Raw genomic sequence first — 25,281 nt, forward strand, 5'->3', positions numbered from 1 at the left:
ATGATGGGTCCGACCGACGGCTAAGGCCGACCAGCCGCCGGCCATAGGGGCGCCTCTGCACGCGAGGCCGGCCATAGCGGGTCAGCGACCCCGCGAGGCGGGCCGCCGCCCGCGGGGGCCAGGCTGAGTTGACACGGCCCGCGCAGCGTAAGCCCGTGACGATGTCCGGCCGCCGGCCCAGGGATCGATTGACCCATCAGTCAACAGGCGTAGGGTGCCGGTATGTCACGAGCGGTGGCGCGGGCCCTGGTGTTGGAGGCCCCACGCCGGCTGACCGTGCGCGAATTTCCGCTGCCGGTAGTGGGCGACGACGACGCGTTGGTCCGCGTGCTGGCCTGTGGGCTGTGCGGTACCGACCACGAGGAATACACCGGGACACTGGCCGGGGGTTTCGCCTTCATCCCCGGGCACGAGACGGTCGGGCTTATCGAGGCCATCGGGGAGCGGGCCGCCCGGCGGTGGGGGGTGGCCGCCGGGGACCGGGTGGCCGTCGAGGTGTTCCAGTCCTGCCGGCGGTGCGCCAACTGCCAAGCGGGAGAGTACCGGCGCTGCGAACGTCACGGCCTGGCCGACATGTACGGGTTCATTCCGGTCGAGCGCCCACCCGGGTTGTGGGGCGGCTACGCCGAATACCAATACCTGGCACCCGACTCGATGGTGCTGCCGGTGCCCGCCGGGCTCGATGCCGTCATAGCCAGCTTGTTCAACCCGCTAGGTGCCGGAATCCGCTGGGGGGCAACGATTCCCGGGACCAAGCACGGTGACGTCGTGGCGGTGCTCGGACCGGGTGTGCGGGGGCTGTGCGCCGCCGCGGCGGCCAAGGAGGCCGGCGCCGGGTTCGTGATGGTGACCGGCCTGGGTCCCCGAGACGCCGAGAGGCTGGCGCTGTCGGCCGGGTTCGGGGCCGACCTCGCCGTCGACGTCGCCGACGCGGATCCCGTGGCGGCGCTGGTGGCGGCGACGGGCGGGCTTGCCGACGTCGTCATCGACGTCACTGCCAGGGCGCCCACGGCATTCGCGCAGGCGATCGCACTGGCCCGGCCCGCCGGGACCGTCGTCGTCGCCGGCACCAGGGGTTTCGGCGCCGGCGCACCGGGGTTCTCGCCCGACACCATCGTGCTCAAGGAACTGCGCATCCTCGGCGCCCTCGGCGTGGACGTCGTCGCCTATCGGGCGGCCCTGGAGTTGCTGGCATCGCGACGCTACCCCTTCGAGAGCCTGCCGCGGCGCTGCGCACGCCTCGACGACGCCGGGGAACTGCTCGCCACTATGGCCGGCGAGCGCGACGGCGTTCCGCCCGTCCACGCGGTGCTCACACCGTGACCGCACCCCCGCGGTTCGGGGCTGCCGGTCGACCGGCCGCCCCGAACCGCTCCCACACGACGGCCCTCACACGATGCGATAGGTCTGCACGGCGTGGGCGACGACGGTGCCTTCGGCGTCGGTGGCGGTGATCTCGGTGAAGATGAGTTCTTTGCGCCGGCGCACGGTGCGCGCGTGACACCGCAGGTCGCAGCGCTTGGCGGCGCCGGTGTACTGGATGCTCATGGCGACGGTGGCGGCCCGCGTCCCCTTGTCGAAGTCGTGGTTGGACCAGGCCGCCGCCGCGCCGGCGGTGTCCATCACCGACGCGATCACCCCGCCGTGAAAATAGACGCCGTCGTTGGTCAGGTCCTCCCGAAACGGCAGCCGGACGGTGACGTCGTCGGGCTCGTAGCGTTCGACCACGATGCCCAGCCCGGCCAGAAACGGCGTTGTGGGCATCAAGTCCCGCACCGCCTGGCGGCGCTGGCGCTGCTGCTCTTCGGTCAAAGCCATGGCCGCACTCTAGCGCATCCGATTGACACGTCAATCAATAGCGGGTTAGCGTCGAAGCGATGCGAACCCGGGTCGCCGAGATGCTCGGCGCGGAGTTTCCGATCTGCGCGTTCAGCCACTGCCGCGACGTGGTGGCCGCGGTGTCCAAAGCCGGCGGCTTCGGCATCCTCGGCGCCGTCGCGCATAGTCCGCAGCGCCTGCAGACCGAGCTGACCTGGATCGAACACCAGACCGGCGGCAAGCCCTACGGGGTCGATCTGCTGCTGCCGCCGAAGTATGTGGGTGCAGAGCGGGGCGGCATCGACGCGCGGCAGGTCACGGCGCTGCTGCCCGAAAAACACCGGGCGTTTGTCGACGACCTGCTGGCCCGGTACGACATCCCGCGCGGGTCGGCGCCCGAGTCTCCGGGCCCGCGGCTCAACATTTCGCCCAAGGGCTATGAGCCGCTGCTGGAGGTCGCCTTCGCCCACGACATCCGGCTGATCGCCAGCGCGCTCGGCCCGCCGCCACCTGACCTGGTCGAACGCGCTCACGCCCACGACGTTTTGGTGGCCGCCCTGGCGGGCACCAAAGAGCACGCGCTGCGCCACGCCGCCGCCGGGGTCGACCTGATCGTCGCGCAGGGCACCGAGGCGGGTGGGCACACCGGCGAGGTGGCGACGATGGTGCTGGTCCCCGAGATCGTCGATGCGGTGTCCCCGACGCCCGTTCTCGCCGCGGGCGGAATCGCCCGCGGCCGCCAGATCGCCGCGGCCCTGGCCCTGGGCGCCGAGGGCGTGTGGTGCGGGTCGGTGTGGTTGACCACCGAGGAGGCCGAGACGCCGCCGGTGGTCAAGGAGAAATTCTTGGCCGCCACGTCCTCGGATACCGTGCGCTCGCGGTCGCTGACCGGCAAACCGGCTCGCATGCTGCGCAGCGCCTGGACCGACGAATGGGACCGGCCCGACGCCCCCGACCCGCTGGGCATGCCGCTGCAGAGCGCGCTGATCGCCGACCCGCAGCTGCGCATCCACCAGGCCGCCAGCCGGCCCGGCGCCAAAGCCCGCGACCTGGCCACCTACTTCGTGGGCCAGGTCGTCGGCTCGCTGGACAAAATACGCCCGGCGCGCACGGTGGTTCTCGAGATGGTTGAGGAGCTCGTCGACACCGTCGGGCGTCTCGAGCAGCTGGTGCAGCGGTGACCGCCACCCCGCACCGCCCGCGGCGCCGCCGTCGCGCGGTCAGCGACGAGGACAAGTCGGCGCGCCGCGGCCAGATCCTGGTCGCGGCTAAAGAAGTGTTCGCCCGCAAGGGTTTTCACGCCACCACCATCGCCGACATCGCCAAGCGGGCCGGGTTGGCCTACGGCTTGATTTATTGGTACTTCGACTCGAAAGACGAGCTGTTCCACGCGTTGATGGCCGTCGAGGAGGCGGCGCTGCGCGCGCACGTCGCGGCCGCGCTCGCCGCGGTGCGCGACGACGCCGACGGCATGGCGGCGTTTCGCACCGCCGTGCAGGCGACGTTCGAGTTCTTCGAAGCCGACAAGGCGACCGTCAAGCTGCTGTTCCGCGACTCCTACGCGCTCGGTGACCACTTCGAAAAGCACCTCGGCGGCATCTACGAGCGGTTCATCGACGACATCGAAGCCTTCGTGGTGGCCGCCCAACAGCGCGGCGAGGTGGTGGCCGCCCCGCCCCGGATGGTGGCCTACACGCTGGCGGCGCTCATCGGCCAGCTGGCGCACCGGCGCCTTGCCACCGACGACGGTGTCACCGCGGGGCAGGTCGCGGATTTCGTTGTGTCGCTTGTGCTCGACGGGTTGCGCCCACGGCCAGGTTGAGTATGCGCGTCGTTGTTGTCGGCGCCGGGATGGCGGGGGTGCTCGCCGCGATCAAGCTGCGCGAGGCCGGCTGCGCCGACGTCACCGTCTATGAGAAGGCCGACCGGCTCGGTGGCACCTGGCGGGAGAACACCTATCCGGGCATTTGCTGCGATGTGCCCGCGCACCTGTATACCTACACCTTCGCCCCGAACCCGGAATGGAGCCACGTGTTCGCGCCGGGCGCAGAGATCCTGGCCTACCTCGAAAGCGTCGCGCAGCGCTACGGCGTCAACGACGTGATTCGCTACGGACGCGAGGTGCGCCGCCTTGAGCATGATGGAACTCGTTGGCGCGTCGAGACATCCACCGGGGAACGCGACGAGGCCGATGTCGTCATCGCCGCCACCGGGGTGCTGCACCACCCGCGCTACCCCGACATCGACGGGCTCGACGAGTTCACCGGCCCGGTGTTCCACAGCGCCCGCTGGGACCACCGCGTGCCGCTGGGGGGCACGCGGCTCGGGGTGATCGGCACGGGTTCCTCGGCGGTGCAGATCACCGGCGCGGTCAGCGGCATCGTGGGGGAATTCACCCTGTTCCAGCGCACCCCGCAGTGGGTGCTGCCGGTGCCCAACCCGCCCATCGACGAGGCTGACCGGGCTCGCTACCGGGCCAATCCGGCGTTGCTGGCCGATCTGCGCGAGGAATTGAACGCCCGCTTCATCCAGAGCTTCGCCAACGCCGTCGTCGACGCGCAATCGCCGGCGCTGGCGCTGCTGCACGAGGCGGCCCTGGCCAATCTCGAGGACAACGTGGCCGATCCGGAGCTGCGGGAGAAGCTGCGGCCCGCTTACCGGGCGGGCTGTAAGCGGTTGATCGTCTCGCCGAACTTCTACGAGGCGATCCAGCGGCCCAACGCCCGCCTGGTCACCGAACCCATCGACCGAGTCGAGGCGGAGGGGGTGCGCACCGTCGACGGCCGGTTGCACCGGCTCGATGTGCTGGTGCTGGCCACCGGTTTCCGGGTGGACCGCTTCCTGCGCCCGATGGAGGTGGTGGGCCGCGGCGGGGTGCGTCTCGACGATGTTTGGGGCCAGCGGCCGGTTGCCTACCTGTCGGTGTCGGTGCCCGATTTTCCCAACCTGTTCATGCTCAACGGGCCGAACGGGCCGGTTGGCAACTTTTCGCTGATCGACGTGGCCGAGGCGCAGATCGGTTACCTGGCGCAGCTCATCGAGCTGTTGAGCGAGGGTGAGTGCCGCCAGATCAGCGCCAGCCACCGGGCCACCGCCCACTTCGAGGCCGAGCGGGTGCAGGCGGCTCGCAAAACCGTGTGGGTGACGGGTTGCCGCAGCTGGTACCTCGACGACCGCGGGGTGCCCGCCGTCTGGCCGTGGAGTTTCACCCGCTTTCAGGAGGTCATGACGCGGCCCGATCTGGCCGATTACGAACTCGTCTAGCCGCAGTTGCGTGGCCGCAGTTATTTGGCGGCAGTTGCGTAGCGGCAGTTGCGTAGCGGCAGTTGCTTAGCGGCAGCTGCTTAGCGCCCGGTGGATGCCGGCCCGGACACCCGCCAAGTCCCACCGGCTGTTGGCTGTTGCGCTCGGCGCTCACGCTCTGCCAACAGGGACTGTCGCCTCCGAGAGGGCTGCCAGGCGGCAGTGAGCCACCGCGCCAGCTCAAGACCTCAAGACACGATGCGCCGACCGACCGCTGCACCCTGCCTGCGGATAGGACCGCAGTCCCGTTTAACCAGGGGGCCGCGCCAGTCCGTGCATTTGGCGGATCAGCTCGCGGATAACCTTGCGGATAAGTAGGTATTGACAGTCGCCAGTTATTTTCGGTAGGTCCGGATGCGTAAAATACCGGCGGCGTTGTCGACGCACGTGAAAGACGCCGCACGTGAGACGCAAGAAAGAAAGGACACGGTGCTCCTCATGGCTCAGCGCTCACCCGACGGACGGTTCCAGAAGATCGGGCCCCGGGTGCTGGCTTTCATCGGGCGTCAGCGGTGGCTGGACCGGCCGAGCTACCGTTTCGAGCACCTGCTCAGCTTCGCCTACAACGCGCTGGGAGGCGCGCGCGACCGGGTCACCAATGCGTTGCACGGCGTCTGGCTCGGGCATCCGGTCCATCCGCCATTGGCGTCGTTGACCAGCGGGGCAATCGGCACGACCGTGGCGTTGGATGCGATCAGCGTGTTGCCGGGCCGGCCCGCCGCAGAGATGCTTGACGCGTCGCGGTTCGCGTCGCGGGCGCTCGGGATCGGCATCCTGGCGAACATCGGCTCCGCGGTCACCGGCGTGACCGATTGGCAGCACACTCACGAGGAAGAGCGCCGCATCGGACTGGTGCACGGCGTGTTGAACGTCGTGGCCACTGCCCTCTACCTGATGTCGTGGTGGGAGCGCCGCCGCGGCCGGCATTTGCGGGGGATTGCGATCAGCGCGGTCGGTTATGCGGTCACCATCGGTGGCGGCTACCTGGGCGGTGCGTTGGTATTCGAATCCGGTATCGGCATCGACCAATCCGGCAAGCGGCTGCGCACCGCAGACTGGACACCGGTGCTGCCGGCGGCCTCGCTGCAGGATGGCAAGCCGCAGCGGGTGGAGCTCGACGGTGTGGGAGTGGTGCTGTGCCGCGATGGCAATGGGCAGGTGTCGGCGTTCGGCGAGCTGTGCCCGCACCTGGCCGCGCCGATGGTCGACGGCTGGATCGATCGCGGCCGCGTCGTATGCCCCTGGCACGGGTCGTGGTTCGACCTCAAGTCCGGGGAAGTGCTGCGGGGCCCGGCGGCGGCGCCGCTGCCGTGCTACGAGACGCGGATCAACGACGGGATGATCGAGCTGCGCGGCGATGGCCACCATGCCCTCGCCGCGGCCAAGGGAGTGGCTAAGTGACCGCCTACACGGTATTGCAGGATCACCACAAGGTGATCAAAGGCCTGATAAAGAAGATCAGCGAGGCGCCGGCCGAACGCCAAGACCTGCTCGACGAATTGCTGGTGGAACTGGACATCCACTTTCGCATCGAAGACGACTTGTATTACCCGGCCCTGTCGGCGGCCGGCGACTTGATCGCGATCGCGCATGCCGAACATCGCCAGGTCATCGACCAGCTGGCGGTGCTTCTTCGCACGTCGCCGCGGGCGCCCGAGTACGACGACGAATGGCGTTCCTTCGCCCGGGTGCTCGAGGCCCACGCCGACGCAGAAGAACGCGACATGATCCCCGCACCACCGCCGGTGCAGCTCAGCGACGAAGAACTCGACACGCTCGGTGACCAGATGGCCGGCCGCATCCAGGAATTACGCGGCTCCACGGTCCACAAGCTGCGGGTCAAGGGCCGTAAGGCACTGCTGCGGTCGTTATAGCGCGAGGGCTTTCGGCGCGTGGGCGACGCCAGCGCACCGTCCCACCCGCCTGGCCGTGCCGTCGTATCGGGGCGGCCCCGCCGGTCGTGACGCCGGTACGCGTAAGAAATCCGCTAACAATCCGGACACGGTGGAACTTGGTGGTTTGACCTCGCCGCGTTGTTGTTGCACTATCGGGTAGGTAAGCACCTCGTTAGGCGAGGCGGCCACACGGACACAGGCCACTGACCCCGAACGTCGAGAGACGCCCAGGGTCAGGACAGCTCTTCCCGGGTTAAGGGTTGAGCCCAAGTGGCTTCTGGTGTTTCCGGATACGGCGTGTGGTGTCGAAGCTCTGACGAGTGGGGTGCGGTTGTCCGGCAGTCGCCGGGTTCTGCGCTCCTGCTTGCGTGTGAAGGGTGCGGGCATCCGCACGTGTTCGCGACCGCGAGGAGGTGAGGGACGCATGAGTTCCAGTTCTAGTCCGGGTCGATATCCGGGCTTGGTTTCGTCCCGATCCGGCCTGCGGCGCGGCGTCTCCCCTGGCCGTTGAGCTAGAAAGCGCGAGTTGCCTCACCGGCCGAGCGATCCGCTCGGGCGCCGGGAACCGTGAGAGGGACGGAACAGTCAGTCCAGAAGTGTCCGATTGATTTTCCGTCGAGGAGGCAACCATGACTGCTGTTCTGTGGGATGACGTAGCCACGAGAGTGCCCCGCGCGCCCAAGCTGCGGGCGGTGCCGGCCGCAGAGCCGACGCCAGCCGCCGCCAAGAAGGCCGCGCAGAAGAAGATAGCCAAGCGCCTTGACGACCAGCCGTTCGGCGTCGGGGGCGACCCGCTGGTGGAGGGGGCCGCGTGGTTGTTGCGGGCTCCGGTGCACCAGCTGTATGCGGCGCTGTGGCGCGTCGGGCTGTTAGAGGTCCTGGCGTGACACCACCCGGCGCATCTTTTGTCACGGGTCCGTGGCGCGCCCTAAGCCCAAGGGGCTGCCCGGCCGCAGCGTAGTGGTGCGGCCAGGCAGCCCCTTGGCATTTCTTCGTGGCATTTCCCTTGGGCGTATTTTCCCGGGGATCATCGCCCCTGAGATCAGGCAAGGCACGCGCCGTGTGATTTTTGCCCGCCCAGTCGCGGGGCTGTCAGGCGGCCCAGCCGACACCGGCTGCCACCGCGAAAACCCGGCAACAGGTGGTGTTATCCGCAGTAGCGTTAATAGATCCGCTCGGCCCAACCCGATGCGGCCGGATCCCGGGCGGTGGTGGCGCGAAGGAGGGTGTCATGGCGACCGATCTGACGCTCTATCTGGATGACGAGCCTGGAGAGCTGGCTCGGGTGGGTGAGGTGTTGGGCAGAGCGGGCGTCAACATCACCGGTCTGTGCGCCCTTGGTGGCGGGGGAGGCCAGGCGGAGTTGCACATCCTCGTGCAGGATCCCACCGCCGCATTCGAAGCGCTGACGAGTGCCGGCATCAAGATCGAAGAGGAGCAGGAGGTCATCGTTCTGGAGGTGGCGGACCGCCCCGGCGCCCTGGCCGAGGCGGTGCACAAGCTCGGCGCCGCAAAGGTCAACCTGGACACCGTCTACCTGGCGACCAGCACCCGCCTGGTGCTGGGGGCGGACAACCTGGCCGACGCCAAGGCCGCGCTGGGCTGAGCGCCCGGCGGGCCGCCCCGGCGGTCGCCGGCGAGGATCCGTAGAATCGATGCAACGGCGTTGATCCGGCCATCACCGGGGAGCCTTCGGAAGAACAGCCGGCTTCTGCACCGGAAGCAGCCCAGTAGAACCGAACGGGTTGGCCCGTCATAGCCTTAATCGAGCGGCCACGCCACGGCGTGTGCAAGCGGGGTGGTACCGCGGCGCTCGCGCACCCGGCGCGGCGTCGTCCCCGGCCTAACACAGGCACGCCAGTGCCGAAATCGGCACCCTGGCACAGGAGACGACACGTTGACCGAGCACACCTATCCACGACCGGCTGGTGGCGCCCCCGACTTTCCGGCCCTGGAACTCGAGGTCCTCGACTACTGGGCGGTCGACGACACCTTCCGCGCCAGCATCGACCGCCGCGCCGGCGCCCGGGAGTACGTGTTTTATGACGGGCCGCCCTTCGCCAACGGCCTGCCGCACTACGGGCATCTGCTCACCGGCTACGTCAAAGACATTGTGCCGCGGTATCGCACCATGCGCGGCTATAAGGTGGAGCGCCGCTTCGGCTGGGACACCCACGGGCTGCCCGCCGAGCTCGAGGTCGAGCAGCAGCTCGGGATCACCGACAAATCCCAGATCGACGCCATGGGTATCGCGGCGTTCAACGACGCATGCCGCGCCTCGGTGCTGCGTTACACCGACGAATGGCGGGCCTATGTGACCCGTCAGGCCCGCTGGGTCGATTTCGACAACGACTACAAGACACTCGACCTGCCCTACATGGAGTCGGTCATCTGGGCGTTCAAGCAGCTGTGGGACAAGGGCCTGGCCTACGAGGGCTACCGGGTGTTGCCGTATTGCTGGCGCGACGAAACCCCGCTGTCCAACCATGAACTGCGCATGGATGACGACATCTACCAAAGCCGCCAGGACCCAGCGATCACCGTCGGATTCCGCGTCGCCAACGGCGACGAGACCGGCCTGGCGGGCGCGTACCTGCTGGTGTGGACGACCACACCCTGGACGCTGCCGGCCAACCAGGCGGTGGCGGTCAACCCCGATGTGACCTATGTGCAGGTGCGGGCGGGCGATCGCCGGCTCGTGCTGGCCCAGGCCCGGCTGGGTGCCTACACCCGCGAGCTCGGGGAGCACCCCGAGGTGCTGGGCACCTGCCGCGGCTCCGACCTGCTGGGCCTGCGCTACCTGCCGCCGTTCCCGTACTTTATGGACTCGCCCAACGCTTTTCGGGTGCTGGGTGGTGACTTTGTGACCACTGAGGACGGCACCGGCATCGTGCACCTGGCTCCGGCCTACGGCGAGGACGACATGCTGGCCGCCGAAAAAGCCGGCATCACGGCGGTGACGCCGGTGGATTCCAGGGGCCGTTTCGACGCCACCGTGCCGGACTATCAGGGCCGGCACGTCTTCGACGCCAACGCGCAGATCATCCGCGACCTGAAGAACGGCAGCGGCCCCGCCGCGGCCAACGGGGCGGTGCTGCTGCGCCACGAAACCTACGAGCACCCCTACCCGCACTGCTGGCGCTGCCGCAACCCGCTGATCTACCGCGCGGTGTCGTCGTGGTTCGTCAAGGTCAGCGAATTCCGCGACCGCATGGTCGAACTCAACCAGCAGATCACCTGGTACCCCGAGCACGTCAAAGACGGCCAGTTCGGCAAGTGGCTGCAGGGCGCGCGTGACTGGTCGATCTCGCGAAACCGCTACTGGGGCACCCCGATTCCGGTGTGGAAGTCCGACGACCCGGCCTACCCGCGGATCGACGTCTACGGCAGCCTCGATGAGTTGGAGCGCGACTTCGGGGTGCGCCCGGACAACCTGCACCGGCCCTACATCGACGAGCTGACCCGGCCCAATCCCGATGACCCGTCTGGACGTTCGACGATGCGGCGCATCCCCGACGTGCTCGACGTCTGGTTCGACTCGGGTTCGATGCCCTACGCGCAGGTGCATTACCCATTCGAGAACGCCGAGTGGTTTCAGACGCACTACCCGGGGGACTTCATCGTCGAATACATCGGGCAGACCCGCGGCTGGTTTTACACCCTGCACGTGCTGGCCACCGCGCTGTTCGACCGGCCTGCATTCAAAACCTGCGTGGCGCACGGGATTGTGTTGGGCTATGACGGCCAGAAGATGAGCAAGTCGCGGCGCAACTACCCCGACGTGACCGAGGTGTTCGAGCGCGACGGCTCCGATGCCATGCGCTGGTTTTTGATGGCCTCGCCGATCCTGCGCGGCGGCAACCTGATTGTCACGGAACCGGGTATCCGCGAAGCCGTGCGCCAGGTGCTGATGCCGCTGTGGAACGCCTACAGCTTTCTGGCGCTCTACGCACCGAAAGTCGGTGTTTGGCGCACTGATTCGCCCCACGTTTTGGACCGCTACATCCTGGCCAAGCTCGCCGTGCTGCGTGATCGGCTCACCGAGGCGTTGGATGCCTGCGACATCTCCGGCGCCTGCGAACAGCTGCGCCGATTCACCGACGCGCTGACCAACTGGTATGTGCGCCGCTCACGCCAACGGTTCTGGGATGAAGACCCCGACGCCATCGACACCCTGCACACCGTGCTGGAGGTGACCGGGCGGCTGGCCGCCCCGCTGCTTCCGCTGACTACCGAGGTCATCTGGCGCGGGATCACCGGCCGACGTTCGGTGCACCTGACGGACTGGCCGGCCGCCGGGGAGGTGCCCGCCGACACCACGCTGGTGGCCGCCATGGACCGGGTGCGGGAGGTGTGCTCGACGGCATCGTCGCTGCGCAAGGCGCACCAGCTGCGCGTACGGCTGCCGTTGCCGAAACTCACTGTGGCGGTTGAGGATCCGCACCACCTCGAGCCGTTCACCGAGCTGATCGCCGAGGAGCTCAACGTCAAGAAGGTCGAACTCAGCGACGACATTGCGCGCTACGGCCGCTTCGAGCTCGCGGTCAACGCGCGGGTCGCCGGGCCGCGGCTGGGCAAAGACGTGCAGGCCGCCATCAGGGCCGTCAAGGCGGGCGAGGGCGTCGTCAACCCGGACGGCACCTTGACCGCGGGTCCGGCGGTGCTGCAGCCCGGCGAGTACAGCTCGAAACTGGTGGCCGCCGACCCGGAGTACACCGCCGCCCTGGCCGACGGCACCGGCCTGGTGGTGCTGGACGGCACGGTGACCCCCGAACTGGAAGCCGAGGGCTGGGCCAAGGACCGCATCCGCGAACTGCAGGAACTGCGCAAGGCGAGCGGGCTGGATGTCTCTGACCGGATCAGTGTGACGATGTCGGTGCCCGCGCAGCGTCAGGACTGGGCACAGGCGCACCGCGACCTGATCGCCCGCGAAATCCTGGCCACCAGCTTCGAATTCGCTGAGCCGGCACCGCACGCCGTCGCGATCGGCGACGGCGTGCGCGTCAGCATCGCCAAGGCTTAACCGGGCTTAGCCCGGCTTAGCCCCGCGACAGTGCAACTGGCGACGCATTTCCCAAGTAGGCCCGTCGGCAGGTGCACTGTCGCGGCATGTCGGGGTGTCCTGGCACGCTGCGCCCATGGGGAAGACGACACCGTTCGTCGGGACCGATGCGATCCGGGCCGGCACGCTGACCGAACGGGAATTGCGCCGGTCCTGCACGCGGATTTACCGCAACGTCTACCAGCGGCGCGGCGGCGAGCTGACCGCGCGAGATCGGGCACTGGCCGCGTGGCTGTGGTCGGGCCGGGAAGCGGTCGTCGCCGGCAACTCCGCGGCCGCGCTGCTCGGCGCGGAATGGGTCGACCCGCGCGCGCCCGCCGAACTTATCAGCGACCGCAAACGTCCACCCCCGCTGATCATCACCCGCGAGGAGAGGCTGCTCGCCGGTGAGACCACGGCGGTCGACGGGATTGCGGTGACCTGTCCCGCTCGCACCGCGTTCGACCTGGGTCGGCGACCTGGCCTGCCGACCGCTGTCATTCGCATTGACGCCTTGGCCCGGGCCACCGGGTTGACGCTCGACGATGTTCAGCCGCTGATCGGCGCCCACCGTGGCGCTCGCGGCATGAAGCAGCTGCGACGGGCGCTGCCCCTGGTCGACGCCGGCGCCGAGTCGCCGCAGGAGACCCGCACCAGGCTGGCGCTCATCGCGGGGGGCTTGCCGAGACCGCAGACCCAGATCGTGGTGCACGACGATTGGGGTCGGGTGCTCGCCCGCATCGACATGGGCTGGGAGGAGTGGCTTGTCGGTGTCGAATACGATGGGCCCCAGCATTGGACCGATCCGCGCATCCGCGCCAATGACATCGAGCGCGCCGCCAACCTGCAGCGCCGCGGCTGGCGACTGGTCCGCGTGAGCTCCGAGCTGCTGAGCTATCGCCCGCACGTCATCGTCGCCCGGGCCCGCGACGCGTTACGTGCCGCGGGCTGCCCGCTCGGGTAGCCGCGAAAGTGCAACTGGCAACGCATTTCCCGAGTAGACCCGTCGGTAGTTGCACGTTCGCGGCCAGAGGATGATTGAAGGTTGTGACTGCCCGCTGGGTCTTGCACCTGGACATGGACGCGTTCTTCGCCTCCGTCGAGCAGCTGACCCGTCCCACGCTGCGGGGGCGCCCGGTGCTGGTCGGCGGCCTGGGCGGACGGGGTGTGGTGGCCGGGGCGAGTTACGAGGCCCGGGTGTTCGGTGCCCGCTCGGCGATGCCGATGCATCAGGCGCGCCGGCTGGTGGGCATTCAGGCGGTGGTGTTGCCGCCGCGGGGCGCGGTGTACGCGGTGGCCAGCCGCCGGGTGTTCGACACCGTGCGCAGCGTGGTGCCCGTCGTCGAGCAGCTGGCGCACGACGAGGCGTTCGCCGAGCCGCCCGGGCTCAGCGGTGCGTCCGCCGAAGACGTCGAGCGGTTCTGCGAAGGCCTACGGCGACGGGTGTTGGAGCACACCGGCCTGGTCGCCTCGGTGGGCGCAGGCTCGGGTAAGCAGATCGCCAAGATCGCCTCCGGGCTGGCCAAGCCCGACGGTGTTCGGGTGATCCGGCGCCGCGAGGAGCAGGCTCTGCTCGCCGGTCTGCCGGTGCGGCGGTTGTGGGGCATCGGCCCGGTCGCCGAGGAGAAGCTGCACCGGCTGGGCATCGAGACCATCGGGCAGCTGGCCGCGTTGAGCGAGGCGGAGGCGGCCAACATCCTGGGCGCCACCGCCGGGCCCGCATTGCACCGGCTGGCCCGCGGGATCGACGACCGCCCGGTCGTCGAGCGTGGCGAAGCCAAGCAAATCAGCGCCGAGTCCACGTTCGCGGTCGATGTGACCACGTTGGAGCAGCTGCAGGATGCGGTCGCCCCAATCGCCGAGCACGCGCATCAACGGCTGGTCCGCGACGGGCGGGGCGCACGCACCGTCACGGTGAAACTGCGCAAATCCGATATGGGCACGCTCACCCGCTCCGCGACCCTGCCGCACGCCACCACCGACGCCGCCGCGCTGGTGTCGGTGGCTCGCCGGCTGCTGCTGGATCCACGCGAGATCGGGCCGATTCGCCTTCTCGGCGTGGGCTTTTCGGGTTTAACCGAGGTGCGCCAGGAGCCGCTGTTTTCCGATCTCGAGCCGGCGGCGGCGACGTGGGAATCTCACCAGGCGGCTGGCTCGGCACCGCCTCAGATCGCCGGGTGGCGGGTGGGCGATGACGTCGCCCACCCCGATCACGGGCACGGCTGGGTGCAGGGCGCGGGGCACGGCGTGGTGACGGTGCGGTTCGAAACCCGTGACACCGGCCCGGGGGCGATGCGGACTTTTGCCGCCGACACCCGCGATCTCACCCGCGCCGATCCCCTCGACAGCCTGGACTGGCCGGACTATGTCGCCGGGCTGCGGGCCGAGGACGGGCTGCGGGCCGAGGACGGGCTGCGGGCCGAGGACGGGCTGCGGGCCGAGGACGGGCTGCGGGCCGAGGACGTGTCAACCCCACCGGTTGATGACATCGGCGGCCGGTAGCGCCGCCGCCAGCGCGGCCATCAGCAGCACCCGGGCCTGCGGCGGGGCCAGCCGTGGCACCATCAGCGCGCCCGCGGCGGCCAGTTCGCGGCCCGGACCGTAGCCCGCGCTGACCCGCGCGCCCGCGACCCGGGTGGACACCGCGATCACGACCCCGGCGCGGCAATGCCGGCGCACCCCGTCGATCACCGCGGCCGGCGCGTTGCCCGATCCCAGCGCCTGCAGGACCACACCCCGCGCTCCGGCCGCCACGCACGCGTCCAGCGCCACCGCGTCGCTTCCCGGGTAGACGGCCACGATGTCCACCCGTGGCGCCGTGGCGGCGGTCAGCTCACCCAAATAGGGCCGGGTTTTCGGGCGCGTCAGCGTCACGCCGCCCCCGACCGTGCCCAGCAGGTCACCGGCGAAACCGCGGCGGCCCCCCGTTTTCCGCAGGCCCAGCGGCTGCCACAGCTGGCCGGCGAAACTGACCAGCACCCCCAGGTCGCGCGCGGACGCGCTGGCGGCCACCGTCAGCGCGTCGCGCAGATTACCGGGACCGTCGGCGTCGGGTGCGTCGGCGGCGCGCAGCGCACCGGTCAGCACCACCGGCGCGGCGCCGGCATAGGTGAGTTCCAGCCACAGCGCGGTCTCCTCAAGGGTGTCGGTGCCGTGCGTGATGACCACGCCCGGGGCGCCGTTGCCGGTCGCGGTCTGCACCGCCGCGCGCATGCGGTCCCAATCGGCCGGTGTGAGCTGGGAGCTGTCGACCGCCATCAGGTCGACGACATCGACGTCTAGGCCCAGCGCCAGCTCCGCTCCGCCGCGAGTGGGCCGCAGCGCCCCGTCGGCGCCGGCGCTGCTGGCGATCGTGCCGCCGGTGCTGATCATGGTGAGTCGGCTCATGCCGGCATCATCGCACTCGCTCACCGCCGAGGGCGGGCGTCGCCCAGGCGACGATGCGAGCCGAAACGGCCGCAGCGCGGCGGGCCATCGAGGTGTGGATGATGGGGGAGTGACTGACCACGGATCGATGGAGCCGGGGACGGTGGCCGGGGAGGCCGGGGACACCGCAGCGCCCGCGCCGCCGCGGCGGCTGCGCCTGCTGCTCTCGGTAGCGGCGGTGGTGCTGCTACTCGACATCGTCACCAAGGTGCTGGCGGTCAAGCTGCTGACCCCGGGCCGGCCGGTGTCGATCATCGGCGACACCGTGACCTGGACCCTGGTTCGCAATTCCGGGGCCGCCTTTTCCATGGCGACCGGCTACACGTGGCTGTTGACGCTGATCGCGATCGGTGTCGTGGCCGGCATTATCTGGATGGGGCGCCGACTGGTGTCGCCGTGGTGGGCGATCGGCCTGGGGATGATCCTCGGCGGCGCGACCGGCAACCTGGTCGACCGGTTCTTCCGCTCGCCCGGGCCGCTGCGGGGACACGTCGTGGACTTCTTGTCGATCGGCTGGTGGCCGGTGTTCAACGTGGCCGACCCGTCGGTGGTCGGCGGGGCGATCCTGCTGGTCGTGCTGTCCATCTTGGGCTTCGACTTCGACGCCGTCGGGCGGCGCAAGAGCGGGTGATCAGCGGTGAGGATGCCGAGCGGCCCGGCCAGGAGGAGCCGGGGTTGACGACCGAGCGCTCACTGCCCGTCCCGGAAGGCCTGGCGGGCATGCGGGTTGACGCCGGGCTGGCCCGGCTGCTCGGTGTGTCGCGCAGCGCCGCGGCGGCGATCGCCGAAGCCGGCGGTGTCGAATTAGACGGCGCGCCGGCGGGCAAGTCCGATCGGCTGAAAGCGGGAGCCTGGCTGCGCGTGCAGTTGCCCAGGGCGCCGGTGCCGCCGGAGAATACCCCGGTCGACGTCGAGGGCATGACGGTCCTGTATGCCGACGAGGACATCGTCGCCGTCGACAAACCCCCGGGGGTGGCGGCGCACGCATCCGTCGGCTGGAGTGGGCCGACGGTGCTCGGCGGACTGGCGGCCGCCGGTTACCGGATCACCACCTCGGGGGTGCACGAGCGCCAGGGCATCGTGCATCGCCTGGACGTCGGCACCTCGGGGGTGATGGTGGTGGCGCTCTCCGACCGGGCATACACCGCGCTCAAGCGGGCGTTCAAACGCCGCGCCGTCGACAAGCGCTACCACGCGCTGGTGCAGGGCCACCCCGACCCGTCCAGCGGTACGATCGACGCGCCGATCGGCCGGCACCGCAGCCACGACTGGAAATTCGCGGTCACCAAAAGCGGCCGGCGCAGCCTCACCCATTACGACACCCTGGAAGCGTTCGTCGCCGCCAGCCTGCTCGAGGTTCACCTAGAGACCGGCCGCACCCACCAGATCCGGGTGCATTTCGCCGCGCTGCACCACCCCTGCTGCGGCGACCTGACCTACGGTGCTGATCCGAAGCTCGCGGAAAAGCTTGGTCTGCAACGTCAATGGCTGCATGCGCGGTCGCTGGCGTTCATTCATCCGGGTGACGGGCGCCAGATGGAGATCGTTAGCCCGTATCCGGCCGACCTGCAGCACGCCCTCGAGGTGCTGCGCGCCGAGAGCTGAGACCCTCAGCCGTCCGGCTTGCGGGCGTCGACGAGGACACGGGTGGCATGGGCGACGAACGGCCCGGCGGCCACGATGCGCTCGTGGAGCTCCCGCAGCCGGTCGCGGTAGCGGTCCACGGTGAAGTCCGGGACGGTCCAGATCACCTTGCGCAGAAAGTAGACAACGGCGCCGATGTCGAAGAACTCGGCGCGCAGCCGCTCCATCCGGAGATCCACGATCCGCAGGCCCGCGGCGTGCGCCCGGGCCCGCTGGGTGTCCGGATGCAATTCCGCCCCTCGGTGTGGCTGGGGGCCGATGAAGTACTCGGCCAACTCGGACATCGTCGCGGGCCCGATGTGCTGGGCGAAATAGCTGCCGCCCGGCCGCAGCACCCGGGCGATCTCGGCCCACCACACGGCGGTCGGGTGTCGGCTGGTGACCAGGTCGAACGCCTCGCTGGCGAACGGCAGCGGGGGCTCATCCCGGGTGACGACCACCACGGCGCCGCGCGGGTGCAACCGGCGGGTGGCCAGCGCGGCGTTGGGCGGGTATGACTCGGTGGCCGCCATGGTGGGCGGGAATTTCTCCGCGCCGGCCAGCACTTCGCCGCCGCCGGTCTGGATGTCCAGGGCCGCCGACACGCCCGCCAGCCGCCGGCTCATCAGCCGTTGGTAGCCCCAGGTCGGGCGTTGTTCGGTGGCCCGGCCGTTGAGCCAGGAGAAATCCCAGCCCTCGACGGGCGCCGCGGCGGCCTCCGCCACCAGATCGTCGAACGTTCGCGGCATCCCCGCATTGTGGCATTGAGCCGCCGACGCGGACCGGGCGCCGCGTCGCTAATGACCCGCCGATCACCGGCGCCCGGCGGGTCAGGCGTGCGCCGGCGCGTGGTCCGACGCGATCTCGCCGGCCAGCGGCGCGACGAGCGCGAGTATTTCGTCGACGGTCTCGGCGGGAACGCCGGCTGCCGACAGCGCGTCTCCTAAGTACCCCGCGACCAGGTTGAAGTGGCGCATGGTGATCCCACGGCCCTGGTGCGCCCGCTTCATCGACACGCCGGTGTACGGTTCCGGCCCGCCAAAAGCGGCCGCCAGGAACTCGGCTTGGCGTCCCTTGAGGCGGTTGAGGTTCGTCCCGGAGAAAAAGCCGGCCAGCCGATCGTCGGCAAGCACCCGCTCGTAGAAGTCCGCTACCACGCGTTCGATCGCCTCGTAGCCGCCGATTCGCTCGTAGATGGGCATTGTGTGATCCATGGTGTGATCCATGCCGTCAAGGCCACCATTGCGCCGTTGCGCGTCGATTAGGCGAGCGTCACGGCGGGATTGCCGGGCGGCCGAAGCAGTAAAAAACCGATTGCCGGTGGCTCACCGCGGCGTGCGCCCGCCGCTGACCCGCCCGGGTGCGGCGGCGCTATCGCCGGGTCGGCACACCGCGCGCGATACCGCGAGCCCGCACCGCTGCGCCAACACACGCACCCCGACACGCCGACGGCGTCGGCCGGTGGCCCTAGACTGGCCTCCTGATGAGCGGCTCTTCTTCGCGGTCCTTCGTGCACCTGCATAACCACACCGAGTACTCGATGCTGGACGGTGCGGCGAAGATCACCCCGATGCTCGCCGAGGCGCAACGGCTTGACATGTCCGCCATCGGGATGACCGATCACGGAAACATGTTCGGCGCCAGCGAATTCTACAACGCCACCACCGCGGCCGGGATCAAGCCGATCATCGGGATCGAGGCCTACGTCGCCCCGGGTTCGCGTTTCGACACCCGGCGAATCCTCTGGGGTGATCCCGGCCAGAAGGCCGACGACGTTTCCGGGGGCGGCTCCTACACCCATCTGACGATGATCGCGGAGAACGTCACCGGGCTGCGCAACCTGTTCAAGCTGTCCTCGCTGGCGTCCTTCGAGGGCCAGCTGGGCAAGTGGCCGCGGATGGACGCGGAGCTGATCGCCGAACACGCGACCGGCCTCATCGCCACCACCGGCTGCCCCTCGGGTGAGGTGCAGACCCGGCTGCGGCTGGGCCAATACCGCGAGGCGCTGGAGTCGGCCGCCAAATGGCGGGAGATCTTCGGTGCCGAGAACTACTTTCTCGAGCTGATGGATCACGGGCTGGCCATCGAACGGCGGGTCCGCGACGGGCTGTTGCAGATCGGCCGCGCCCTGGGCATCCCGCCGCTGGCCACCAACGACTGCCACTACGTCACCCGGGACGCCGCCCACAACCACGAGGCGCTGCTGTGTGTGCAAACCGGCAGGACACTCTCTGACCCCAATCGGTTCCGGTTCGAGGGTGACGGCTACTACCTGAAGTCGGCCGCCGAGATGCGCCAGATCTGGGACGACGAGGTGCCCGGGGCCTGCGACGCCACGCTGCTGATCACCGAGCGGGTGGGCTGCTACGCCGACGCGTGGACCCCGCGTGACCGGATGCCGGTGTTCCCGGTGCCCGAGGGCCACGACCAGGCGTCGTGGCTGCGTCACGAAGTGGACGCGGGCCTGCGCCGGCGGTTCCCGGGGGGGCTGCCCGACGGGTACGCCCAGCGTGCCGCCTATGAGATCGAGGTCATCTGCGCCAAGGGCTTTCCCTCCTACTTTTTGATCGTCGCCGACTTGGTCCGCTACGCGCGGTCGGTGGGCATCCGGGTCGGGCCCGGCCGCGGCTCGGCCGCCGGCTCGCTGGTCGCCTACGCCCTGGGCATCACCGATATCGACCCGATCCCGCACGGCCTGCTCTTCGAGCGGTTCCTCAACCCGGAACGCACGTCGATGCCCGACATCGACATCGACTTCGACGACCGCCGCCGCGGCGAGATGGTGCGCTACGCCGCCGAGCGGTGGGGTCATGACCGGGTCGCTCAGGTCATCACGTTCGGCACCATCAAAACCAAAGCGGCGCTGAAGGACGCCGCGCGAATCCACTACGGGCAGCCCGGTTTTGCGATTGCCGATCGGATCACCAAGGCACTGCCGCCGGCGATCATGGCCAAAGACATTCCGCTGGCGGGCATCACCGACCCCAGCCACGAGCGCTACAAGGAAGCCGCCGAGGTCCGCGCCCTCATCGACAGCGACCCCGACGTGCGCACCATCTACCAGACCGCCCTGGGCCTGGAGGGCCTGATCCGCAACGCCGGGGTGCACGCGTGCGCGGTGATCATGAGCAGCGAGCCGCTGACGGACGTCATTCCGCTGTGGAAACGCCCCCAGGACGGCGCGATCATCACCGGTTGGGATTACCCGTCGTGCGAGGCCGTCGGCCTGCTAAAGATGGACTTCCTCGGGCTGCGCAATCTGACCATCATCGGCGACGCGATCGAAAACATCAAGGCCAACAGGGGAATCGACGTCGACCTGGAGTCGCTGCCGCTCGACGACCCGGCCACCTACGAGTTGCTCGGCCGCGGGGACACCCTGGGGGTGTTCCAGCTCGACGGCGGGCCGATGCGGGATCTGCTGCGCCGCATGCGGCCCACCGGCTTTGAAGACGTCGTCGCGGTGATCGCGCTGTATCGGCCCGGGCCCATGGGCCAAAACGCGCACAACGACTACGCCGACCGCAAGAACGGCCGCCAGGCCATCACGCCGATCCATCCCGAGCTGGCCGAGCCGCTGGCAGACATCCTCGCCGAGACCTACGGTTTGATCGTCTACCAGGAGCAGATCATGCGCATCGCGCAGAAGGTGGCCGGATACTCCCTGGCCCAGGCCGACATTCTGCGCAAGGCCATGGGCAAAAAGAAGGCGGACGTGCTGGCCGCCGAATACGAGACCTTCGCGGCGGGGATGCGCGCCAACGGCTTTTCGGCCGGCGCGATCAAGGCGCTGTGGGACACCATCCTGCCGTTCGCCGACTACGCGTTTAACAAGTCGCACGCCGCCGGCTATGCCATGGTCTCGTACTGGACCGCCTACCTGAAGGCCAACTATCCGGCCGAATACATGGCGGGGCTACTGACCTCGGTCGGCGACGACAAGGACAAGGCCGCGGTGTACCTGGCCGACTGCCGCAAGCTCGGTATCACCGTGCTGCCGCCCGACGTCAACGAGTCGGGTCTGCACTTCGCCTCCGTGGGCACCGACATCCGCTACGGGTTGGGCGCGGTGCGCAACGTGGGCGCCAATGTCGTTGCCTCGCTGATCAAGACCCGCACCGAGAAGGGCAAGTTCACCGACTTCTCCGACTACCTGAACAAGGTGGACATCGCCGCCTGCAACAAGAAGGTCACCGAGTCGTTGATCAAGGCGGGCGCGTTCGACACCCTGGGGCACCCGCGCAAGGGGCTGTTTTTGGTGCACAGCGACGCGGTGGACTCGGTGCTAGGCACCAAAAAAGCCGAGGCGATGGGCCAGTTCGACCTTTTCGGGTGCTCGGATACCGCCGTGGACGCGGTGTTTTCCATCAAGGTGCCCGACGAGGAGTGGGACGACAAGCACAAGCTGGCGCTGGAGCGCGAGATGCTGGGCCTGTATGTGTCCGGGCATCCGCTCAACGGGGTCGCGCACTTGCTGGCCGCCCAGGTCGACACCGCGATCCCGGCGATCCTCGACGGCGACATCCCCAACGACGCGCCGGTGAAGGTGGGCGGCATCCTGGCGTCGGTGAGCCGGCGCGTGAACAAGAACGGAATGTCTTGGGCATCAGCGCAATTGGAAGACCTCACCGGGGGCATCGAGGTGATGTTCTTCCCGCAGACCTACTCCACGTACGGCGCCGACATCGTCGACGACGCGGTCGTGCTCATCAACGCCCGGGTGGCGGTCCGCGACGATCGGACCGTGCTGATCGCCAACGATCTTGTGGTGCCTGACTTTTCCAACATCAAGGCGGAGCGCCCGCTTGCTGTCAGCCTGCCCACCCGCCAATGCACTGCCGACACGGTAAGCGCGCTCAAACAGGTGCTGGCCCGCCACCCCGGAACGTCACGGGTGCATTTGCGGCTGGTCAGCGAGGACCGGGTCACCACGCTGGAGCTGGATCCCTCGTTGCGGGTGACGCCGTCGCCGGCGTTGATGGGCGACCTCAAGGCGCTGCTGGGCCCGGGCTGTCTGGGGGGTTAGCCACCGGGCGCTGGTAGATCACGCCGCCCTTCATGACGAAATCGACCCTGCCGGTGGCCTCGATGTCGCTGAGCGGATCTCCGGGCATGGCGATCAGATCGGCGATCTTGCCCTCGGCGATCACGCCGAGATCATCGAGGCGCAGCAACTCGGCCGCCGTGCTGGTGGCAGCTTGCAGGGCCCGCAGCGGGGTGATGCCGGCGGACACCATCATCGGGAACTCCCGCCAGTTCTCCTGGTGCGGGAACATGCCGGCGTCGGTGCCGAACGCGATCCGCACATCGCTGGCGGCGAGCCGTTCGGCGGCCTCCAGCAACGCGCCCCGGTATTTGCGGGCTTTGCGGCGGGCGTACTCGGGCGCGATCGCCCACATCGGGTCGTCGTCGCCACGGCGCGCCCCCGACAGGATCGCGTACTGCGTCGGGACCAGGAACACCCCGGCGTCACGGATCATCCGCAGCGCCTCCGCCGAGGCGAGGTTGCCGTGTTCGATGCTGCGCACCCCGGCGCGCACCGCGCGCCGGATGCCCTCGTCGCCGTAGCTGTGCGCGGCGGCCGGCACCTCGAGGTCGGCCGCCGTCGCCACCAGGGCGCGCATCTCTTCCTGGCTGTAGGTGGCCTGGGCGGGATCATCCGACGGGGAGGCAAACCCGCCGGTGGCGGCGAACTTGATCCAGTCCGCCCCGGCCCGGATCTCTTGGCGGACCCGGGTGCGGATCTCGTCGCAGCCGTCGGCGGCCGCGAGCTCCAATGCCCGCGAGGGCCCCTGGTACTGCCCGGCGAGCATCGCGCTGAAATCGCCGTGGCCGCCGCGCGCGGACAGCAGATGCGGTGCCACCAGTAGCCGCGGCCCGTCGACAACGCCGGCGGCCACCGCGTCACGCAGGTCGATCGTCGGGTAGTCGACGTCGGCGCACCCCAGGTCGCGCACGGTGGTGAAGCCGCTCATCAGCAGGGCCCGCAGCACGGGCAGCGCCTTCAGCGTCCGCGCGACGCTGGAGTCACCGGCCAGGGCCGGGCCGAGCGGGGGCGCCAGGGTGACATGAACGTGGCAGTCGATGAATCCCGGGGTCAGGGTGTGCCCGGACAGGTCGACGCGCTGCGCGTCGGCGGGCGCCTCGATCGCCTCGCCCACCCGCTGGATGCGGCCGTCGGCGACGAGCACCTGCCGCGGCTCGGGCGCGCCGGAGATCCCGTCCCAGACGTTCGCGCCGGTGATCAAGGTCGCTGGCATTCTCGCCACTGTAGCGCCGCGCGGGCGCCAAGAGCGCGCATCACCCGGGTGGCGTGACACGATAGCGCGGCCCTTACAGTGGGAGGCATGCCGCTAACAGGTGAATACGCACCCAGTCCGCTGGACTGGTCCCGCGAGCAGGCCGAGAAGTACATGGCGTCCGGCGGAACCGAGGGCACCGAGATAGAGGGTAAGCCCGTGGTCTTGCTGACCACGGTCGGCGCCAAGACCGGAAAACTCCGTAAAATCCCGCTGATGCGGGTCGAGCATGAGGGGCAGTACGCGATCGTCGCCTCGCTGGCTGGCGCCCCCAAGCACCCGGTGTGGTACTACAACGTCAAGAAGAACCCGCGAGTGGAGCTGCAGGACGGCCCCGTCACCGGCGACTATGAGGCCCGCGAGGTGTTCGGCGAGGAGAAGGCGATCTGGTGGCAGCGCGCGGTGCAGGTCTGGCCCGACTACGCCACGTATCAGGCCAACACCGAGCGCGAGATTCCGGTGTTCGTGCTCACCCCGGTGCGCTAAAACCCCGGTCGGATGGCACGATTATCCGGTGTCCGCTGAGCTGAGCCACACCCCGGCCCTGCCGGGGGCCGCGATGTTGTGCGCTGCGGACATCGAGGCGGCGGCGAAGCGGATCGCGCCGGTCGTCACCCCCACGCCGCTGCAGCACTGCGAGCGATTGTCGGCGGCCACCGGAGCCACGATCTACCTCAAACGCGAAGATCTGCAAACCGTGCGCTCCTACAAGCTGCGCGGCGCCTACAACCTGCTGGTGCAATTGTCCGAGGAACAGGTCGCCGCGGGCGTGGTGTGCTCCTCGGCGGGCAACCACGCGCAGGGCTTCGCCTATGCGTGCCGCTTGCTGGGAATCCACGGCCGGGTTTACGTGCCGGCCAAGACACCCAAGCAGAAAAAGGAGCGCATCCGCTACCACGGCGGGGAGTTCATCGAGTTGATTGTGGGCGGGTCGACGTATGAGGTGGCGGCCGCGGCCGCCGTCGAGGATGTGGCCCGCACCGGTGCCACGCTGGTTCCGCCGTATGACGATCTGCGCACCATCGCGGGTCAGGGCACCATTGCCGTCGAATTGCTCGATCAGCTCGGCGCCGAGCCCGACCTGGTGGTGGTCCCGGTGGGCGGCGGCGGCTGCGTGGCCGGCATCACCACCTACCTGGCCGAGCGCACGGCGAACACCGCGGTGCTGGGCGTGGAGCCGGCGGGGGCGGCGGCCATGATGGCCGCGCTGGCCGCCGGCGGGCCGGTGACCCTCGAGCACGTCGACCAGTTCGTCGACGGCGCCGCGGTGAGCCGGGCGGGGACGCTGACGTATGCCGCGCTGGCCGCCGCCGGTGACATGGTGTCGATCATCGCCGTCGACGAGGGCGCGGTCTGCACCGCGATGCTCGACCTGTATCAGCACGAGGGGATCATCGCCGAGCCGGCGGGGGCGCTGTCGGTCGCCGGAGTGCTGGAGGCTGGCGTCGAGCCGGGCGCCACGGTGGTGTGCCTGATCTCCGGCGGCAACAACGACGTCTCCCGCTACGGGGAGGTGCTGGAGCGTTCGCTGGTGCACCTCGGCCTTAAGCACTACTTCCTGGTCGATTTCCCGCAGGAGCCCGGCGCGCTGCGTCGGTTCCTCGACGAGGTGCTGGGACCCAACGACGACATCACGCTGTTCGAGTACGTCAAACGCAACAACCGGGAAACCGGCGAGGCCCTGGTCGGTATCGAGTTGGGGTCGGCCGCGGACCTCGACGGCCTGCTAGCCCGGATGCGGGGCACCGGGCTGCACATCGAGGTCCTCGAGCCAGGGTCGCCGGCCTACCGCTATTTGCTGTAGCCGAGCTTTTCGGCGTTTGTGTCGCCGTTTGTGTCGCCCGTTTGTGTCGCCTGGGCCCCGGGTTGGGCGACT

21 protein-coding genes and 1 riboswitch are annotated in these 25,281 nt (G+C 69.2%); of the genes, 16 read left to right on the forward strand and 5 right to left on the reverse strand.

The genetic code is table 11. The features are described from left to right. Positions 1-222 precede the first annotated feature (222 nt). Complete coding sequence (locus tag MSM1_RS14825; RefSeq protein ID WP_213443542.1) at positions 223-1,323, forward strand: zinc-binding dehydrogenase; 1,101 nt, start codon at positions 223-225, stop codon at positions 1,321-1,323. A gap of 66 nt (positions 1,324-1,389) precedes the next feature. Here the strand turns inward: MSM1_RS14825 and MSM1_RS14830 are convergent, their stop codons facing one another. Further along, positions 1,390-1,818, reverse strand: a complete 429-nt coding sequence (locus MSM1_RS14830) for a PaaI family thioesterase (protein ID WP_213443543.1) — start codon at positions 1,816-1,818, stop codon at positions 1,390-1,392. A gap of 59 nt (positions 1,819-1,877) precedes the next feature. On the opposite strand from MSM1_RS14830, the gene MSM1_RS14835 reads away from it, so the two are divergent. The 10 genes from MSM1_RS14835 to MSM1_RS14880 all read left to right on the forward strand — a co-directional run bounded on the left by MSM1_RS14835 (position 1,878) and on the right by MSM1_RS14880 (position 14,559). Continuing rightward, a complete protein-coding gene (locus MSM1_RS14835) occupies positions 1,878-2,999 on the forward strand; it encodes a nitronate monooxygenase family protein (protein ID WP_213443544.1) in 1,122 nt (373 codons plus the stop codon). Beyond that, on the forward strand, positions 2,996-3,640 hold the full coding sequence (locus MSM1_RS14840) for a TetR/AcrR family transcriptional regulator (protein WP_213443545.1): 645 nt from the start codon (positions 2,996-2,998) through the stop codon (positions 3,638-3,640). The genes MSM1_RS14835 and MSM1_RS14840 overlap by 4 nt, the downstream gene beginning before the upstream one ends. A 2-nt stretch (positions 3,641-3,642) precedes the next feature. Further along, a complete protein-coding gene (locus MSM1_RS14845) occupies positions 3,643-5,082 on the forward strand; it encodes an NAD(P)/FAD-dependent oxidoreductase (RefSeq protein WP_213443547.1) in 1,440 nt (479 codons plus the stop codon). Positions 5,083-5,559: 477 nt separating this feature from the next. Continuing rightward, complete coding sequence (locus MSM1_RS14850; protein ID WP_213444483.1) at positions 5,560-6,522, forward strand: Rieske 2Fe-2S domain-containing protein; 963 nt, start codon at positions 5,560-5,562, stop codon at positions 6,520-6,522. After that, positions 6,519-6,995, forward strand: a complete 477-nt coding sequence (locus tag MSM1_RS14855; RefSeq protein ID WP_213443549.1) for a hemerythrin domain-containing protein — start codon at positions 6,519-6,521, stop codon at positions 6,993-6,995. The genes MSM1_RS14850 and MSM1_RS14855 overlap by 4 nt, the downstream gene beginning before the upstream one ends. A 182-nt stretch (positions 6,996-7,177) precedes the next feature. After that, positions 7,178-7,348, forward strand: a riboswitch (M-box (ykoK) riboswitch). A gap of 297 nt (positions 7,349-7,645) precedes the next feature. Further along, a complete protein-coding gene (locus MSM1_RS14860) occupies positions 7,646-7,903 on the forward strand; it encodes an Rv1535 family protein (RefSeq protein ID WP_213443551.1) in 258 nt (85 codons plus the stop codon). A 344-nt stretch (positions 7,904-8,247) separates the two neighbouring features. Beyond that, positions 8,248-8,622, forward strand: a complete 375-nt coding sequence (locus MSM1_RS14865) for an amino acid-binding protein (RefSeq protein WP_213443553.1) — start codon at positions 8,248-8,250, stop codon at positions 8,620-8,622. Between the two features lie 291 nt (positions 8,623-8,913). Then, positions 8,914-12,039 (forward strand): isoleucine--tRNA ligase, encoded by a 3,126-nt coding sequence (gene ileS / locus MSM1_RS14870; RefSeq protein WP_213443555.1) that lies wholly within the window; start codon positions 8,914-8,916, stop codon positions 12,037-12,039. 115 nt (positions 12,040-12,154) lie between these two features. Further along, positions 12,155-13,021, forward strand: a complete 867-nt coding sequence (locus MSM1_RS14875; RefSeq protein WP_213443558.1) for a hypothetical protein — start codon at positions 12,155-12,157, stop codon at positions 13,019-13,021. A 113-nt stretch (positions 13,022-13,134) separates the two neighbouring features. Further along, positions 13,135-14,559 carry a DNA polymerase IV gene (locus MSM1_RS14880; RefSeq protein WP_236056628.1) on the forward strand — a complete coding sequence of 475 codons (1,425 nt, stop codon included), beginning with the start codon at positions 13,135-13,137 and terminating at the stop codon, positions 14,557-14,559. Here MSM1_RS14880 and MSM1_RS14885 read toward each other — a convergent pair. After that, a complete protein-coding gene (locus MSM1_RS14885; RefSeq protein WP_213443562.1) occupies positions 14,524-15,444 on the reverse strand; it encodes an asparaginase in 921 nt (306 codons plus the stop codon). The genes MSM1_RS14880 and MSM1_RS14885 overlap by 36 nt on opposite strands. Before the next feature lie 127 nt (positions 15,445-15,571). On the opposite strand from MSM1_RS14885, the gene lspA reads away from it, so the two are divergent. Both lspA and MSM1_RS14895 read left to right on the forward strand, forming a co-directional pair. Beyond that, positions 15,572-16,114, forward strand: a complete 543-nt coding sequence (gene lspA, locus MSM1_RS14890; protein WP_213444485.1) for a signal peptidase II — start codon at positions 15,572-15,574, stop codon at positions 16,112-16,114. A gap of 89 nt (positions 16,115-16,203) precedes the next feature. After that, a complete protein-coding gene (locus MSM1_RS14895) occupies positions 16,204-17,088 on the forward strand; it encodes an RluA family pseudouridine synthase (protein WP_213444487.1) in 885 nt (294 codons plus the stop codon). Positions 17,089-17,093: 5 nt separating this feature from the next. Here the strand turns inward: MSM1_RS14895 and MSM1_RS14900 are convergent, their stop codons facing one another. Both MSM1_RS14900 and MSM1_RS14905 read right to left on the reverse strand, forming a co-directional pair. Beyond that, positions 17,094-17,855: a class I SAM-dependent methyltransferase gene (locus tag MSM1_RS14900; protein ID WP_213443566.1), complete on the reverse strand. Its 762-nt coding sequence runs from the start codon at positions 17,853-17,855 to the stop codon at positions 17,094-17,096. Positions 17,856-17,936: 81 nt separating this feature from the next. Continuing rightward, on the reverse strand, positions 17,937-18,308 hold the full coding sequence (locus MSM1_RS14905) for a group 1 truncated hemoglobin (RefSeq protein WP_236056404.1): 372 nt from the start codon (positions 18,306-18,308) through the stop codon (positions 17,937-17,939). A gap of 281 nt (positions 18,309-18,589) precedes the next feature. Between MSM1_RS14905 and dnaE the strand changes: the two genes are divergently transcribed. Beyond that, entirely contained in the window at positions 18,590-22,132 is a 3,543-nt protein-coding gene (dnaE, locus tag MSM1_RS14910; RefSeq protein ID WP_213443577.1) for a DNA polymerase III subunit alpha, read from the forward strand. On the opposite strand, the gene MSM1_RS14915 is transcribed toward dnaE, so the two are convergent. Next, a complete protein-coding gene (locus MSM1_RS14915; RefSeq protein WP_213443582.1) occupies positions 22,095-23,366 on the reverse strand; it encodes an amidohydrolase family protein in 1,272 nt (423 codons plus the stop codon). The genes dnaE and MSM1_RS14915 overlap by 38 nt on opposite strands. Positions 23,367-23,453: 87 nt before the next feature. Here MSM1_RS14915 and MSM1_RS14920 point away from each other — a divergent pair, with 87 nt between their 5' ends. Together MSM1_RS14920 and ilvA are read left to right on the forward strand one after the other, a co-directional pair. Next, a complete protein-coding gene (locus MSM1_RS14920; protein WP_213443587.1) occupies positions 23,454-23,891 on the forward strand; it encodes a nitroreductase family deazaflavin-dependent oxidoreductase in 438 nt (145 codons plus the stop codon). A 28-nt stretch (positions 23,892-23,919) separates the two neighbouring features. Continuing rightward, the gene (gene ilvA, locus MSM1_RS14925; protein ID WP_213443593.1) at positions 23,920-25,209 is read left to right on the forward strand and encodes a threonine ammonia-lyase; all 1,290 of its coding nucleotides are present in this window, start codon (positions 23,920-23,922) and stop codon (positions 25,207-25,209) included. Positions 25,210-25,281: the final 72 nt, after the last annotated feature.

The organism is Mycobacterium sp. SM1 (assembly GCF_018361265.1).
GTDB lineage: Bacteria > Actinomycetota > Actinomycetes > Mycobacteriales > Mycobacteriaceae > Mycobacterium.

What these genes read in the sequence shown, in the direction of transcription:
- MSM1_RS14825 (WP_213443542.1), top strand. Translation starts at nt 223, where the DNA reads ATGTCACGAGCGGTGGCGCGGGCCCTGGTGTTGGAGGCCCCACGCCGG.
- MSM1_RS14830 (WP_213443543.1), bottom strand. Translation starts at nt 1,818, where the DNA reads ATGGCTTTGACCGAAGAGCAGCAGCGCCAGCGCCGCCAGGCGGTGCGG.
- MSM1_RS14835 (WP_213443544.1), top strand. Translation starts at nt 1,878, where the DNA reads ATGCGAACCCGGGTCGCCGAGATGCTCGGCGCGGAGTTTCCGATCTGC.
- MSM1_RS14845 (WP_213443547.1), top strand. Translation starts at nt 3,643, where the DNA reads ATGCGCGTCGTTGTTGTCGGCGCCGGGATGGCGGGGGTGCTCGCCGCG.
- MSM1_RS14850 (WP_213444483.1), top strand. Translation starts at nt 5,560, where the DNA reads ATGGCTCAGCGCTCACCCGACGGACGGTTCCAGAAGATCGGGCCCCGG.
- MSM1_RS14860 (WP_213443551.1), top strand. Translation starts at nt 7,646, where the DNA reads ATGACTGCTGTTCTGTGGGATGACGTAGCCACGAGAGTGCCCCGCGCG.
- MSM1_RS14865 (WP_213443553.1), top strand. Translation starts at nt 8,248, where the DNA reads ATGGCGACCGATCTGACGCTCTATCTGGATGACGAGCCTGGAGAGCTG.
- MSM1_RS14875 (WP_213443558.1), top strand. Translation starts at nt 12,155, where the DNA reads ATGGGGAAGACGACACCGTTCGTCGGGACCGATGCGATCCGGGCCGGC.
- MSM1_RS14880 (WP_236056628.1), top strand. Translation starts at nt 13,135, where the DNA reads ATGGACGCGTTCTTCGCCTCCGTCGAGCAGCTGACCCGTCCCACGCTG.
- MSM1_RS14885 (WP_213443562.1), bottom strand. Translation starts at nt 15,444, where the DNA reads ATGAGCCGACTCACCATGATCAGCACCGGCGGCACGATCGCCAGCAGC.
- lspA (WP_213444485.1), top strand. Translation starts at nt 15,572, where the DNA reads ATGGAGCCGGGGACGGTGGCCGGGGAGGCCGGGGACACCGCAGCGCCC.
- MSM1_RS14895 (WP_213444487.1), top strand. Translation starts at nt 16,204, where the DNA reads ATGCGGGTTGACGCCGGGCTGGCCCGGCTGCTCGGTGTGTCGCGCAGC.
- MSM1_RS14900 (WP_213443566.1), bottom strand. Translation starts at nt 17,855, where the DNA reads ATGCCGCGAACGTTCGACGATCTGGTGGCGGAGGCCGCCGCGGCGCCC.
- MSM1_RS14905 (WP_236056404.1), bottom strand. Translation starts at nt 18,308, where the DNA reads ATGCCCATCTACGAGCGAATCGGCGGCTACGAGGCGATCGAACGCGTG.
- dnaE (WP_213443577.1), top strand. Translation starts at nt 18,590, where the DNA reads ATGAGCGGCTCTTCTTCGCGGTCCTTCGTGCACCTGCATAACCACACC.
- MSM1_RS14915 (WP_213443582.1), bottom strand. Translation starts at nt 23,366, where the DNA reads ATGCCAGCGACCTTGATCACCGGCGCGAACGTCTGGGACGGGATCTCC.
- MSM1_RS14920 (WP_213443587.1), top strand. Translation starts at nt 23,454, where the DNA reads ATGCCGCTAACAGGTGAATACGCACCCAGTCCGCTGGACTGGTCCCGC.